Annotated in this window: 13 protein-coding genes; 1 reads left to right on the top strand and 12 read right to left on the bottom strand. The window is 67.5% G+C overall.

Features of this window, described 5'->3' with window-relative positions; all coding sequences use genetic code 11:
• Positions 1-329: 329 nt before the first annotated feature.
• On the top strand, positions 330-974 hold the full coding sequence (gene alkB / locus V0R62_RS15700; protein WP_330104408.1) for a DNA oxidative demethylase AlkB: 645 nt from the start codon (positions 330-332) through the stop codon (positions 972-974).
• A 9-nt stretch (positions 975-983) separates the two neighbouring features.
• Here alkB and V0R62_RS15695 read toward each other — a convergent pair whose 3' ends face one another.
• From V0R62_RS15695 to V0R62_RS15640, 12 genes are all read right to left on the bottom strand, one after another.
• Positions 984-1,946, bottom strand: coding sequence for a LysR family transcriptional regulator (locus V0R62_RS15695; protein ID WP_330104407.1), 963 nt, complete (start codon positions 1,944-1,946; stop codon positions 984-986).
• Positions 1,947-2,003: 57 nt separating this feature from the next.
• Entirely contained in the window at positions 2,004-2,963 is a 960-nt protein-coding gene (locus V0R62_RS15690; protein ID WP_330104406.1) for a peptidylprolyl isomerase, read from the bottom strand.
• On the bottom strand, positions 2,960-3,436 hold the full coding sequence (locus V0R62_RS15685; RefSeq protein ID WP_110739792.1) for a YbjN domain-containing protein: 477 nt from the start codon (positions 3,434-3,436) through the stop codon (positions 2,960-2,962). Before V0R62_RS15685 ends, V0R62_RS15690 begins: the two co-directional genes overlap by 4 nt.
• Positions 3,437-3,464: 28 nt before the next feature.
• Positions 3,465-4,112 (bottom strand): DNA repair protein, encoded by a 648-nt coding sequence (locus V0R62_RS15680; RefSeq protein ID WP_330104405.1) that lies wholly within the window; start codon positions 4,110-4,112, stop codon positions 3,465-3,467.
• A gap of 15 nt (positions 4,113-4,127) precedes the next feature.
• Entirely contained in the window at positions 4,128-5,828 is a 1,701-nt protein-coding gene (locus V0R62_RS15675) for a putative porin (protein ID WP_330104404.1), read from the bottom strand.
• Positions 5,829-5,866: 38 nt separating this feature from the next.
• A complete protein-coding gene (locus V0R62_RS15670) occupies positions 5,867-6,541 on the bottom strand; it encodes an energy transducer TonB family protein (protein WP_280081794.1) in 675 nt (224 codons plus the stop codon).
• Positions 6,542-6,549: 8 nt separating this feature from the next.
• Entirely contained in the window at positions 6,550-6,975 is a 426-nt protein-coding gene (locus V0R62_RS15665) for an ExbD/TolR family protein (RefSeq protein WP_050707632.1), read from the bottom strand.
• A 10-nt stretch (positions 6,976-6,985) separates the two neighbouring features.
• Positions 6,986-8,791: a DUF2341 domain-containing protein gene (locus V0R62_RS15660; RefSeq protein WP_330104403.1), complete on the bottom strand. Its 1,806-nt coding sequence runs from the start codon at positions 8,789-8,791 to the stop codon at positions 6,986-6,988.
• A gap of 33 nt (positions 8,792-8,824) precedes the next feature.
• Positions 8,825-10,363, bottom strand: a complete 1,539-nt coding sequence (locus V0R62_RS15655; RefSeq protein ID WP_408005692.1) for a ShlB/FhaC/HecB family hemolysin secretion/activation protein — start codon at positions 10,361-10,363, stop codon at positions 8,825-8,827.
• Between the two features lie 77 nt (positions 10,364-10,440).
• Entirely contained in the window at positions 10,441-11,049 is a 609-nt protein-coding gene (locus V0R62_RS15650; protein ID WP_028692171.1) for a transposase, read from the bottom strand.
• A 157-nt stretch (positions 11,050-11,206) separates the two neighbouring features.
• Positions 11,207-12,151: an ABC transporter substrate-binding protein gene (locus V0R62_RS15645; protein ID WP_330104401.1), complete on the bottom strand. Its 945-nt coding sequence runs from the start codon at positions 12,149-12,151 to the stop codon at positions 11,207-11,209.
• Positions 12,144-12,872 carry a (2Fe-2S) ferredoxin domain-containing protein gene (locus tag V0R62_RS15640; protein ID WP_408005691.1) on the bottom strand — a complete coding sequence of 243 codons (729 nt, stop codon included), beginning with the start codon at positions 12,870-12,872 and terminating at the stop codon, positions 12,144-12,146. The genes V0R62_RS15645 and V0R62_RS15640 overlap by 8 nt, the downstream gene beginning before the upstream one ends.
• Between the last annotated feature and the right edge of the window lie 6 nt (positions 12,873-12,878).

The following is a 12,878-nucleotide window of genomic DNA, read 5'->3' as shown; positions in this document are numbered from 1 at the left end:
GTGAGGGGACCCGGAGCGAAGCGGAGGGCCGGATGAATGGAGCGCAGCGGCTTTGGTTACTTTGGCCAAGACCAAAGTAACCCGCCGTAAGGGCGGAAAGGTGAATAAGCGTCGACATCGCAAATGAATGCGCATACAACTTCCAAACCCACCAAACCCACCAAACCCACCAAACAACAACAACAACAACAACAACAAAAACAACAACAACCCACACAACTCTAAACACAATACGCTACCAGAGTTAAAACACTCAAACCCATCCGAGATCCCCACACCCGCCAGCGCAAGCTACAATACCCCCACCCCAGGCCCCACCCAAGCCAACCATGATCCAGTCCAACCTCGACCTCTTCTCCCCCCACCCCCAGCGCCTGGCCCCCCAGACAACGCTGCTGCCCGGCTTCGCCCTGCCCGACCTCGAACCCCTGCTGGACGCCCTGCGCCCCGTGCTGCGCGCAGCACCCTTTCGCCATATGCGAACCCCCGGCGGCCTGCGCATGGCCGTGGCCCTGACCAACTGCGGCTCACTGGGCTGGGTCAGCGACGAAAACGGCTACCGCTACACCCCCACCGACCCCGTCAGCACAAAACCCTGGCCCGCCCTGCCCCAGATACTGAGTGACCTGGCCACCCGCGCCGCCGCGCAAGCAGGCTTCGACGGTTTCATGCCCGACGCCTGCCTGGTCAACCATTACCTGCCCGGTACCCGCCTGAGCCTGCACCAGGACCGCGACGAACAAGACTACGGACAACCGATCGTCTCGATCTCACTGGGTCTGCCAGCGGTATTCCTGTTCGGTGGCCTGCAGCGCTCGGACCGTCCCCAGCGCATCCCGCTGAATCACGGCGACGTGCTCGTATGGGGCGGCGAAGACCGCCTGCGCTTTCATGGCGTAATGCCGATCAAGCCAGGCGTGCACCCACGCATGGGCGATCGGCGCATCAACCTCACCCTGCGCAAGGCAGGATGAGTTCGGCACCTACAGGCTGGAGAACCACTCGCGCCGTTCGTCGAAGGCAGCCCGGATCGCCCCGACCATCACCTGCACCAGCGGGTCGGCCTCGGTCTGGCCGTTGACCGCCAGCCACACCCGCCGGCGCATCGGCTCGCGGAACAGCCCGGGCATCGCCAACAACCCACGATCCAGGTGCGTCGCATAGTGCGGCAGCAAGCCGACACTGGCACTGCACTTGATCAGCTGACAGTACATCTCGTAGTCCTGGATCTGCGTCACCCCGGTCGTACGGGTCCGCAGCAGCGCCTGCCAGGGCATCAGTGCCTGCACGCCCACTTCGCCCTGCCATTGCACCAGCATGTAGTCCTGCAGGTCCGCCAGGCTGGTCGGCCGGTTGGCCTCGCGGGCATAGCGTTTGGCGATATGCGGCAGGTACTCGAGGGTGGCCAGGGCCTCGGGGGCGGCACCGGCAAAGCTGCCAGCACGGGCGCCGTGGCTGGTATCGCCCAGCCACAGGGCGACATCGGCAACCTGCTCGGGCGCCTGGCGACCGTCGAGGGTGGCCACCTCCAGACGCATGCCGGCATGCTGGCGCACGAAGTTGATCAGGTTGCGGCCCAGCAGGTCCTGCAGCAGCGGCTCGGCCACGGCCAGGCGTACGCTGGCGCTTTGCTCCTGCGGTAACGGCACGACCGGCTCGCGCGCCTGGAGTATCTGCAGCAGACGCTCGCCCTGCTGGCTGAGCACCGGGTTGTTGTTACGGTTGACGAACAGGCTGTAGCCCAGGCGCGCCTCCAGCGCTGCCAGGCGTTTGCGCAGGGCCACCGGCTTGAGGTTGAGCCGCCGCGCCGCCTGCATGAAACAACCGCAGCGCGCGGTGACCAGAAAACAGTTCAGGGTCTGTTCGTCCAGGGCCAGCGGCACCTGGGGACGAACGACAGGCACGGCGGTATCCGGGGCTCGCCCCGGGGACAGATCGATCGGCATCCCTCGCCTCCCGCGGGCCCGCCTGGGCAGGCCCGGTTCTTCCATGGTTGTTGGCGACTAGCGGCTGCTGCTTTCCAGAACCTGGTTCAGCGCCGCGCCATCGATGCTCAGGGTGGCCGTGTCGAACATGCCCTCGACATAGGCCTTGGCCACCTGCTCCTGGCGCTGGGCACGTAGCAACTCGCGCAGACGTGGCGCCACCTCTTCGAAGGTCGCCGCCCGGGCGGGCTGCTGCTCGACCAGCTTGATGATGTGGTAGCCCGCCGCACTCTGCACCGGGTCGCTGACCGTACCCGCCTTGAGCTTGGGTACCACCCCGCGCACCTCCGGCAACAACTGCGCCAGGGCCTGCAAGCCAGTGTCGCCGCCATTGGCGGCCGTGCCGGCATCCTGGGAGTGTTCACGGGCCAGCGCGGCAAAGTCTGCATCCGCGGCCTGGGCCTGCTTGGCCAGTGCCTGGGCCTGCTTGCGCACGGCCTCGTCATCCCTGGGGTTCTCCACCCGCAGGAAAATCTGGCTCAGGCGGTAGCGCACCGGCAGTTGCAAGCCGGCCTTGCCCGCCTCGTACGCTTGCTTGAGCTCAGCCTCGCCGGGATAGTCGTCGGGCACCTTGCTCACCGAGTTCAGGTAGTCGCGCAGGACGATCTGCTCGGTGGCCGCGCGGGTCTGCACCTGGATTTCCGGGCGCTGCAACCAGCCCTGGGCCTCGGCCTGCTGGTACAGGGCCTTTTCCGCCAGGCGGGCGCGGATCCAGGCCTCCAGTGCCGGGCGGTCGCCGCGCAGGCTGGCCCGGGCTTCCTCGGGCAACTGGGCGAACAGCGCCTTGAGTTCGCCGCTGCCGACCTGCTGTTCACCCAGACGCGCCAACACCGGACCGTTGTCGGCGGCCACCAGGGCGGCAGGCGACGCCGGACGCGCCGCCGCCACCGGCTCGCCGCCCGGGCGCAAGGCCAGGGCGACCGCCACCGCGACAACGGCCAGCGCGCCAGCGCCGGCCCAAAGCGTACGCGCCGTCACGAGGCGCGCTCTTCGTCGCGGGCGACCTGGGCGTGCTGCTGGTCGGCCACATTACGGCTATAGTCGCGCAGATAGACGATCAGTTCCTGCAGCAGGCGGTCCCACAGCACCAGGCTGCCCAACAGGTGCTGCTGACTGACGCCATCGGCGACCACCACATCCTGCTCCATTACCAGGAACTCGCCCTGCACCGACAGGCGGGCGAAGCGGCGGCTGGCATTCCAGTGCTCGGCCAGGCCCGCCGGCAGCTCGCCCTGGATACGCAGGGCACAGCTGAAGGTGAAGTCGAGGAATTCGCCCTCCTTGCCCGCGGCCCGGTTGCCGAAACGAACGGCATAACCCACGCCCTGGCTGGCGCTGAGCAGCTGCACCACGGCATTCTGCTCGGTGCGGTTGACCCGGCAGCCGGCATCCTGCAGCAACTGGGTCAGGGAGTCGGCGCTAACGGTTTCGATCAGGGTGACTTCGGTCATGTGCTTACTTCCTTGCGTTGAGAAAACGTCACTGGGTGACGCCCTTGGGGGCGTCGAACTGGCTTTCGTAGAGCTTGTCGCCGTAAGCCTGGGCCAGTTCCTCGAACTTGACCCGGGCGCCACCCGCAAATGGTTGGCGCATCTTCATGACATCGGCGAGATCGACCTTCTCGTAGGCGGCCAGCATCTCCTTGGCCACCCCGTACATCTGCTGGTTGCGGGCCTGGCATTGCTGCACCTGGCCATCACGCTCGCCCAGCTGCGCCTGCAGGGTGACGCGCTCGCTGTCCTTGGCGCGCGCCATCGCCAGCAGCTCGTCATAGGCCTGCTTGTACTTGTGCAGTTGTTCGTTGCTGCTGGCCACCAGCGCCTGGGCTTGGCTGTGCACGGCCTGTTGCTGGCCGGCCAGTTGCTCGCTCTGGCCGCGGGCCTTGGCCAGTTGCGCGGTCAGTTCGCGGACCTGGCCCAAGGCCGCGTCGCGCTGCTGCTCGGCCGCCTGGCGGGCGGCGCTGGCCTGGGCCTGCTCGCTCTGCAGGGCCTGCAGCTGTTGCGTGGTGCTGCGCAGCTGGGCGCGCAGGCGTTCCTCGAGGGTTTCGGCCGACGCCGAGGCCGTCAGGCTTGCGCCCAGGGCCAGCATCAACCAGGCGCAGCGGTGGCGATAAGCTCCCTTGTTCATCCCCGTGCTCCTTCCCTAGAACCGCGTGTTGACTTCAAGTTGTAGCACATCGATGTCAAACGGCGCGCCGTAGACCGCCTCGCTGCTCAACCAACGGGCTGTAGCGTAGACGTTGTCGGCCAGACCGTAGTTGCCACCGAGGAAATAGCCCTTGGCGTTGGTACCGCCGAGGTGGAAGCTCGAGTCGTTGAAGCCGTCCGGCAACGCGTCGGGCTCGATGTGCTTGTAGCCGGCGAACAGGTTCCAATCGCCGGCCTTGCGCATGTCCAGGGCGTTGCCCAGGGTGAACTGGAACATCCAGGCGTCGCCGCCGCTCTTGAGGTTGCCGTTCTCGTCGACGTTATTGGCCAGTTGTCCGGCCGAACGCTTGCGTATGTCACCCTCGTCGTAAGCCAGGTTGTGGACGTAGTTGGCCTGGCTGCGCAGCTTGAAGTCATGGGGCAGGTCGGCGTCCCACACCAGGTTCAGGTCGAGCAGTTCGAACTCCGAGGCGATGCCGACAAACTGTGGCTGCGGCGTGGTCGCCGGATTGGCCGGGTTCGGTGTGATATCGCGCAGCAGGAACACGGTGTTGCCCTTCTGCATGAAGGTCGGCCGGCTTTCGTCGCTGTCGCAGGCCGGTTGGCCGTCCCACGGGGCGCAGGGGCTGGAGCGCTCGCCGGCGATGTCGTCGAAGCGGTAGTAGGCCATCGCGCCCTTGAGCCGGTTGTGGTCGTTGAGCGCCCATTTCGCGCCCAGCTGAGCGCCGTACAGCCACTTGTTGTCGCTGTCTTCCTTGTCCAGGCCGTTGCTGGTGGCGTTGTCATCGCTGTATTGCACAGGGAATGCACCGACAGTGCCGAACAGGCTGAGGTCGCGGCCCAGCGGATGGTCGAACAGTGCCGCCACGCCATCGAAGTTGAGGTCGTGGGAATACAGGATGTCGGTGGACATGAACGGGTTGGCGATCCGCCCGCCGGTCAGTGTCAGACGCTCGCTGGGGGTCCAGGTGACATAGCCCTGGTCGAGCCAGATGTCCTTCTTGCCAAAGCCGCCACCAAGGTTCTGAGTGGTCGAGACCGGATTGTTGTTGGAACCGGTGGCGACGCGGATGCCGGCCACCCAGTTTTCCGCCAGTTGCGCCTTGAGGCCGAAGCGCGCCCGCAGGCGCAGGAGGCTGTCGCGGTCCTCGCGGGTGTTGAGCAGTGGCGGCAGGCTCGAGCTGCTTCTGGGGTTGACGTCGTAGGGCCCCTTTTCATTGAGCCTGGCGAAATCGACGATCTCGTTGCTGTTGCTGTCGGCGTAGGAGCGCGACTCGTAGCGCAGGCGCAGGTCACCGTCGAAGCTGATGCGCGAGGCCCAGTCGGGGAAGGTGTTGGGCGCGGCCCAGTTTTCCTGCTTGGCGGTGTTCAGCACCTCGGCCTTGATCTCGTCGCGGATCTGCTGGCGAACGATGGCCGGCACGTACTGCACGCGCACCTCACCGTTGGCGGCCGGGGCCTGGGCGACGATCGGCGCGGCGCTGCTGGCGACCCGGGCCTGCTGGGCTTCGCGTTCGGCCTGGGCGATCAGCGCGTTGGCCTTGTCCTGCTTGAGCACGCCCTGCTCCACCAGCAGGCGGATCAGGTTGACGGTCGCGTTCTCCGACGGCGCGGCGTGGACGACGGTCGGACCGACCGCGGTGGCGGCGGCCAGCAGGCCGAGCGCCAGGGTCAATCGGTTGACTGGGCACTTCATGGGTTTGCAACTCCTGTGGGTCAGTCGTGCTTCGTTGTTCATGGCCGGCGCCCCTGCAGGGCGATCTTCACCGGCAAGGTCAGGTTGGCGGGCGGGCGCTGGTCGAGGGCACGGGCGCCGCGCAGGGCGGCGAGCACCTGGGCGTCCACCTCCGGCTCGCCGCTGCCGCGCAGCAGCTCGACACGAGTGATCTCGCCGGCGGCGCTGAGCCAGATCTCGGCCTGCAGGTTGAACACCAGGTTGCGCAGCTCGGGGTTGTCGCGCAGCAGGCGCTGGAAGGCGTAGGCCAGGTACTGGCTGTAGGTGCCGCTGCCCAGGCCCCCACCGCCGCCACCGGCCATGCCGCCACCCTTGCCGGCGCCGACGTTGAAGCTGTCGCCGCCCGCTTGCGCGTCGCCGTCCATCTGCATCGGATCGGCCAGGTCCTGGGCCGGGTCGGGTGCTTCCTCGGCGGGCTTGACCTCCTCGGCCTCGGGCACCGGCTGCGGCTCGACGATCTTCTCCTCGACCGGCGGCTCGGGCTCCTTGGGCGGCTCGGGCGGGGGCGGCGGCGGAGGTGGTGGCAGCGGGATGATCGCCGGCACCTTGGGCGCCTCGCGACGCACCCCGGCCATGTCGTTGGCCCACTGCCACAGCAGCCAGGCCAGGCCTGCGCCGGCAACGGCGAGCACGGCCCAGGTCAGCAGGCGGCGGGGGTTGGCTGTACGTTCCATGCCGGTGCTCATCCCTGGTTCGGCTTGCCGGTGACCAGCCCGACCTGGGCCAGTTCGAGACGGCGCAGCAGGTCAAGCACCTCGACCACCTTCTGGTACTGCACCCCCGCGTCACCGCGCACGATCAGCGGGAAGTCCGGGTTGCGCGCCTTTTCGCTGCGCAGGCGGTCCTCCAGCTCCTGCAATGTCACCGGGTAGGCATCGAGAAACACCTGGCCGGCGTCGTTGATCGAGATCGCCTTGGTCTTGGGCTGGGCCAGCGACACCGTGGCGCTGGCCTTGGGCAACTGCACCTGAATCCCGGAGACCTGCGCGGTGGCGGTGAGGATGAACATCACCAGCACCACCATCAGCACATCCACCAGCGGGGTGATGTTGATGCTGTCGACCGCGGCGTCGGCGTCGTCGTCATGGGCGTTGTTCACGGATGCCATGGCTGCGCCCTCACGCCGGAACCGATGGGTTGACGCCACGCCCAACCGGACGCTGCGCCGCCTCACCGGCCTGGCCCTCGCCGTGCAGCTCGGCCAGGCGGGTGATGAACTCGTCGACGAACACCCGCATGTCGGCGCTGACCTCGCGGTTGCGCGTGGTCAGGCGGTTGTAGCCGAACAACGCGGGGATGGCGACGAACAGGCCCATGGCGGTGGCCAGCAGCGCCGCGGCCATGCCCGGGGCGATGGCGTTGATGTTGACGTCGCCGGCCATGGCGGTGCCGAGGAACACCACCATGATCCCCAGCACCGTGCCCAGCAGGCCGATGTAGGGGCCGCCGGCGATGGCGTTGGACAGGGTCGACAGCTTCGACGACAACACCTGGTTCTCGCGGGTGCGCACGCCGTCCATGGAGCAGCGGATGGCCTCGATGGTGGCCGCGGACACTTCACGGGTGTCGGCGCCCTGGGCGCGGCGAGTGCGCAGCTCCTGCACGGCCACCAGGTACAGGCGCCACAGCGAGGAGTCGGTCAGCCGCGCATGCAAGTCCTGATCGTCGGCGAACTGCTCCAGGCGCGTGCCGACCGTGGCGAAGCGCTCGCGGAACCGGGTGTTGGCGGCAGTGACCCGATTGAGGCTGCGCTGCTTGCGCAGCATGATCACCCACGACTGCACCATCATCAGCACCAGGATGGCGATGATCACCCAGGCGTCCACCGGCACCGCCTTGAGCAGGAAGCCCAGACCGCCGAAGCCGAAGCCCGACTGTTCCTCATCGACGCCGTACGCCACCAGGCGCGACTCGGCGCCCTGGGCCAGCACGTCGGCCTGTAGGCCGGCCTGGCTGCGGGCCACGCGGGACAGGCGCAGTTCGTCCAGGGCGCCGACGAACGGCGCGAAGTGGCTGACCGCCTCGCCTTCGCCCGCCGGCAGGTCGCCGCCGATGCCCAGGGCACCGCTGAATGCCACCAGGCTGGCCGCCAGGCGCGCCACCGGCTGGCCTTCGAACAACAGGCTCAGGTTGCCGCCCTCGCCCACCAGGGCCAGGTGTTGCCACTGGCCGGCGCTCACGGCCTGGTTGGCGCTGGCGCGCTGGCCGTCGACCTCGATGAAAGGCACGCCCTGGGCCAGGCCCAGCAACAGGCTGTGGCCAGCCTCGCGACGGGCCAGCAGCAGTTGCTCGCCCACCGCCTGGTCCTGGCGCAGCCAGGTGCTGAAGGTGAACGCCGCGCCCGCCGGCAGTTGCAGCGAGGCGCTGGCCGGCAGTTGCAGAGGTTGGCCGCCAAGCTGAATGGCCCGGCCGATCACGCCATCGACGCTCACCGTCGGCCCTTGCAGCTGGTTGCCATAGGGACTGGCATCACGCGCCGTGGCACCGTCGAAGTGGTAGAGCGCGGTGTAGTCGGCGTCGAAGCTGGGCTGGCCGGCCGGTGCCTGGGCTTTCGGGTTGCCGTAGTACATCCACAGGTCCTGGCGCTGGCCCGCTTCTATGCGGGGTACGTCCACCCAGATCAGCGCCATGCCCATCAATGGATCGAACTGTTCGACATGGTGGTTGAGCACGGTCTTGTCATCGGCGCCGACGAAGCGGATGTCGGCACCGGTCTCGCTGACGCCGTCAAAGCTGAAGTTGCCGGTGTGCAGGCGCACCAGCAGCGCGGTGCGACCCAGCGCCTGGATCAGGCCGGCGCCCTGGGGCGTGGTGTCCACGGCAATCTGCTTGCGGTACATCCAGTCGTCCTGCCACCAGGCACTGGCGCTGCCCGGCAGGGCGAAGCCCAGGCACAGCAGCAAGGTCAATATCAGGCGTTGCATGAGAGGTCTCCAGGTCGATGCCGGTCAGTGAGTTCAGAAAGTCGCCTGCACGCTGAAGTGCACACGGGAAGCGTTCTTGTCGGTGTTGGGGCCATCCTTGAGCGGCACGGCCCAGTCGACGCTGCCGGACAGCCAGTCATTGAGCGTGGCGCGGGTGCCGATGCCGACACTGGCCAGGCTGTAGCTGTCGTCCTGCTCGGGCAGCGCGTCCTGCAGGCGCAGCTGGGCGCCTTCGGCGAACAGGTAGAAGCGCCAGTCGCTGATGTAGCTGCCGACGTAGCGCCCAATGGACGGGGTGCGCAGCTCCTGGGAGAACAACAGGCCGTCGTCCCCGGTGCGCTCGGCGGCCAGGTAACCGCGCACCGAGGTGGCGCCACCTGCGGCGAACTGCTCGTTCGACACCAGCGGCCCCGAGGCCAGCTGGAAGGCCAGCTTCGAGGCGCTCTGCCAGGAGCCTGCGAAGTCGAAGGTGTAGCTGCCGTCGCCCTTGAGCGCGGCAAAGCTGGAATCGGCGCGGTAGCGCTTGTAGTCGAACTCGGCGTCGTCGCTGCCGTAGCCCAGCAGGCTGCGGGTGCCGGCCACCAGGCTCAGGCCCAGGCTCAGCTGGGCCTGTTCGGTGAAGCGGTAGCCGGTGTAGCCCAGGGTGATCGGGGCGTACTTGAGCGGGACCTTGTCGCTGCTGCCGCCCAGGCCGACCTGCTCGTCGAAGTCCTTGAAGTCCACGCCGATCGACAGGGCGTTGGCCCAGGCGCCGACGCCGGGCAGGTTGTAGATCGCCGAAACACCGTAGGAATGGCCCTTGCCCAGGACGTTGGTGCCGCCCACCGTGGCAACGTTGCTGTCGGAGTGGTAGCCGGAGAACTGCACGGTCCAGCGCTCGCTCAGGGGCGCGGCGTAGGAGCCGGACCAGACCTCGGCGTTATCACGGTCCTGGGGCGCGGTGAACCAGGTCAGCGAAACGCTGTGGCCAGCCTGCCAGAGGTTGTTGTAGCCCAGGCTGACGACGCTGCGCAGCTTCTCGGTGTCGGCGCTGTGGTCGTTGTTCAGGCCCAGGCTCAGGTTCCAGGGCTGCTTGTCCTCGACCTGCAGGTCGACGTCCATGGTGCCCGGCCGCTGGCCTTCGCGCACCAGCGGCATGACCTGCCGGCCCGGGGTGCGGTTGAGCGTGGCCAGTTCGTCCTGCACCTGGGCGAAGTCGGGCACCTTGCCCTCCTCCAGCGCCGGGACCTGCTCACGAATCTCCAGCGGCGAGTAATGCTTGGCGCCCACCACCCGCACGCGGCCGACCTTGGTTTCGCTCACCTGCAGGTAGACCACGCCGCCCTCGACCTTCTGCTCGGGCAGCTCGACGAACACCGACTGGTAGCCACGAGCCTGGAAGCTTTTCTGCAGGGCCTCGCGGGCGCCTTCGAGGTCGGCCAGGGTCTTGTCCGGCCCCAGGTAGGGATAGACCGCCTCTTCGATGGCCTGGGCGTCGAGCACCGTATTGCCGCGCACCACGTATTCATTGATCTCGACCCGGCGCTGCGCCTCGTCCGCGACCACCTCGACCGCCAGCAGGCACGACAGCAGCCCTGCGCCGATGGCGCATCGCTTGAAGAAAAAATGCTCCACACCGCCCCCTTGAGCGCCAGGAATTCGTTGGGTTTCTAGTGGTTTGCGTCAGGCGCGGCCTGACCTTGGTGACGTGCCAGCCAGCTGTGCAGCAGGGCCAGGTTAAGGCTGAACTCGGGCATGGCCTGCAGGCTCGCGCCGAGCACCTCGTCGACCATGCGCTGCAGCAGCGACACGGCCATGGCGCTGCCCAGCAGCACGCCGAGGTCATGGCTGAACAGGCTGAAATTCCACACCCGCGATTTCAGTTCCAGGCCGGCGAACCAGCGGAACAGCAGGTTGTAGTTGAGTTGCTCGTAGAGCTGTTTCTCGCTGGGCACCGAATACAGCAGTTGCAGCAGCAGTACGTGCATCAGCGTGTGCGGGGCGATGATCATGCCCTGCTGCTCGGCCAGCAGCGCCAGCGCGGCCTGGTGCTCGTCCAGCAAGGCCTCGATGCGCGGCTTGAGCAGCGCCAGCGAATGCCCGGGCGGCACGCAGCTGGCCACCTCGCGCAGGGCGCCCTGCCAGTCTTCCTGGGAGACGATCCACACCCAGGGCGCGCCATAGCGGTAGACCGAGACCGGCTGCTTGCGCGCCGCCTCGACGATCTTCGCCAGGCGCTGGTCGAGCTCCTGCATTCCCACTTTCGTGTAGCGTTCCATAGTCCCCATCGCCCCGCTCCCAGGCCGTTCCCCAAGGCTCTACCGGCCTGATGGCCAGATGCCTTGTCGGTATCCATGGCTTTGACGGGGGGGGTGGTTTGCTACCGAAGTTTTGTCATGAAAGGTTCATCAGAGGGGCCAGATGTGCGCTGCAACGCTAACGTCGAACACCTTGAGTTTTCTGATCCGCCAGGCCGGCCAGTCGCTGCGCCAGCTCCAGGGCCACCCGTCCGCTGGCCGGCGTAGGTACCAGCTCGGTGAACGGGATATCGATCATGCGGTTTTCGCGCACCGCCCGTAGGGTCGAGAGCACCGGGTCGCGGGTCAGCAATCGACGCTTGCGACTGGCCGGCGACCACAGGGCGTCGGCTAGCAGGATCACATCGGGGTCGCTGCTCAGCAGCGCCTCGCGGCTGACCGTCACGCGGTATTGGTCGAGCCCGCCGAGCACATTGCGCGCCCCGGCGGCGGCCAGCAACGGCGTGACGAAACCTCGCCCGCCTTCGCTGTCCAATCCTCGGACCTCGCTGTCGAGGTAGAACACCGAGAGCGACCTGCCGGTCGGTGCGATCGCCCTGGCCCGCGCCAGATCCGCCTCCATTGCCTCGATCAATGCCTGCGCCCTCGCCTGCCTGCCCAGCAGCTCGCCAAGGAGAGTCAGGTCACGCCGGACATGGGCGTAGTAATCCAGCGAATGACCGGCACAGGCCGATTCGAGCAGGTAGGTGGCGATCCCGTTGCCGGCCAGCCGGGTTCGCGAGCTGACCCCGTCGCCAAAGGCTGTGGCGAATCCGCCGACCACCAGGTCCGGCCTTTGCGCATACAACACCTCGCTGGCCGGATACTCCCGGGCGATCACCGGCACATCCTGGTAGCGCCCCTGCTTGTACGCGGCGCCGTTGTCATCCAGGTAGGCCACCCCGACCATCGACGGCCCCGCGCCAAGGGCGAGCAGCAAGTCGGCCGCATGCTGATTGAGCGCCACGATGCGCGCAGGTACCGCAGCGGGCCGTTGCCAGTCCTGCCCGCAGTTACGATAGCTGTCGGCCACGGCCGGTGTACTACAGCCCAGGACCAGCGACAGCAACCAGGCTTTACGCATCGCACGCCCCTCCCTTGATCAGCAACTGTTCGGCGACCCTTCCGCCCTGCAGATGCGTCTCCACCAACTGCTCCACCTCCCGATTATCACGCACCCGGTACCAGCAGCCGTCCGGATGCACCGTCAGCACCGGCCCCAGGTTGCAGGGGAACTGACAACCGGTGCGGGTCAGCAGCACACCGCCCGGGGTCTCGATCAGGTCACGTTCCAGCAGCTGGCGGCGCAGGCGTTTCCACAACGGCAAGGCTCCGCGCCGCACGCAGCGCGGACCGGTACACAGGAACACCTGGCGGGCATGCTCGGGTACCCGCGACCAGTCCGGGTCGCTGGCCACCGCGTTGACCTGGTCGCATGGCAGGTGACGGGCATGCTCGCCGATGCTGGCACAAGCCGCCCGAGCATCCAGCCCCCGCCGGCCCAGGGCCTGGGCCGTGACCCAGATCCCGGCCCGGCCTTGTGCCAGGCGCCCCAGTTCATCACGCAGCCAGTCGAGGTAGGCGCTGTCCGAGGTGGGCTCCAGGTCCACCACCAGCAAGCGTTCAACCCCCTGGTCAAGGGCTTCGCGGATCACCGCCCACAGCCCGTCGAAGCCCTCCAGGGTATCGACGATATCCCGGCCTGAATCGTGGCCACGCAGGTCGCGAACCTCGGCGCCAAAGGCCTCCGCCGCCGAGCCGCCGCCCAGGCCAGGGCCGACGAACAACACGCGCTGGTAATACATGCTCAC

This window comes from Pseudomonas carassii (assembly GCF_036324045.1).
In the GTDB taxonomy this organism is placed as follows: Bacteria; Pseudomonadota; Gammaproteobacteria; order Pseudomonadales; family Pseudomonadaceae; genus Aquipseudomonas; species Aquipseudomonas peradeniyensis.
The sequence above is the reverse complement of the archived record's forward strand: the minus strand, read 5'-3'. Positions and strand labels throughout refer to the sequence as shown.

Excerpts from the sequence above, each read along its gene's own strand:
- alkB (WP_330104408.1), top strand. The coding sequence starts at position 330 with ATGATCCAGTCCAACCTCGACCTCTTCTCCCCCCACCCCCAGCGCCTG.
- V0R62_RS15695 (WP_330104407.1), bottom strand. The coding sequence starts at position 1,946 with ATGCCGATCGATCTGTCCCCGGGGCGAGCCCCGGATACCGCCGTGCCT.
- V0R62_RS15685 (WP_110739792.1), bottom strand. The coding sequence starts at position 3,436 with ATGACCGAAGTCACCCTGATCGAAACCGTTAGCGCCGACTCCCTGACC.
- V0R62_RS15680 (WP_330104405.1), bottom strand. The coding sequence starts at position 4,112 with ATGAACAAGGGAGCTTATCGCCACCGCTGCGCCTGGTTGATGCTGGCC.
- V0R62_RS15675 (WP_330104404.1), bottom strand. The coding sequence starts at position 5,828 with ATGAAGTGCCCAGTCAACCGATTGACCCTGGCGCTCGGCCTGCTGGCC.
- V0R62_RS15670 (WP_280081794.1), bottom strand. The coding sequence starts at position 6,541 with ATGGAACGTACAGCCAACCCCCGCCGCCTGCTGACCTGGGCCGTGCTC.
- V0R62_RS15665 (WP_050707632.1), bottom strand. The coding sequence starts at position 6,975 with ATGGCATCCGTGAACAACGCCCATGACGACGACGCCGACGCCGCGGTC.
- V0R62_RS15660 (WP_330104403.1), bottom strand. The coding sequence starts at position 8,791 with ATGCAACGCCTGATATTGACCTTGCTGCTGTGCCTGGGCTTCGCCCTG.
- V0R62_RS15650 (WP_028692171.1), bottom strand. The coding sequence starts at position 11,049 with ATGGAACGCTACACGAAAGTGGGAATGCAGGAGCTCGACCAGCGCCTG.
- V0R62_RS15645 (WP_330104401.1), bottom strand. The coding sequence starts at position 12,151 with ATGCGTAAAGCCTGGTTGCTGTCGCTGGTCCTGGGCTGTAGTACACCG.
- V0R62_RS15640 (WP_408005691.1), bottom strand. The coding sequence starts at position 12,872 with ATGTATTACCAGCGCGTGTTGTTCGTCGGCCCTGGCCTGGGCGGCGGC.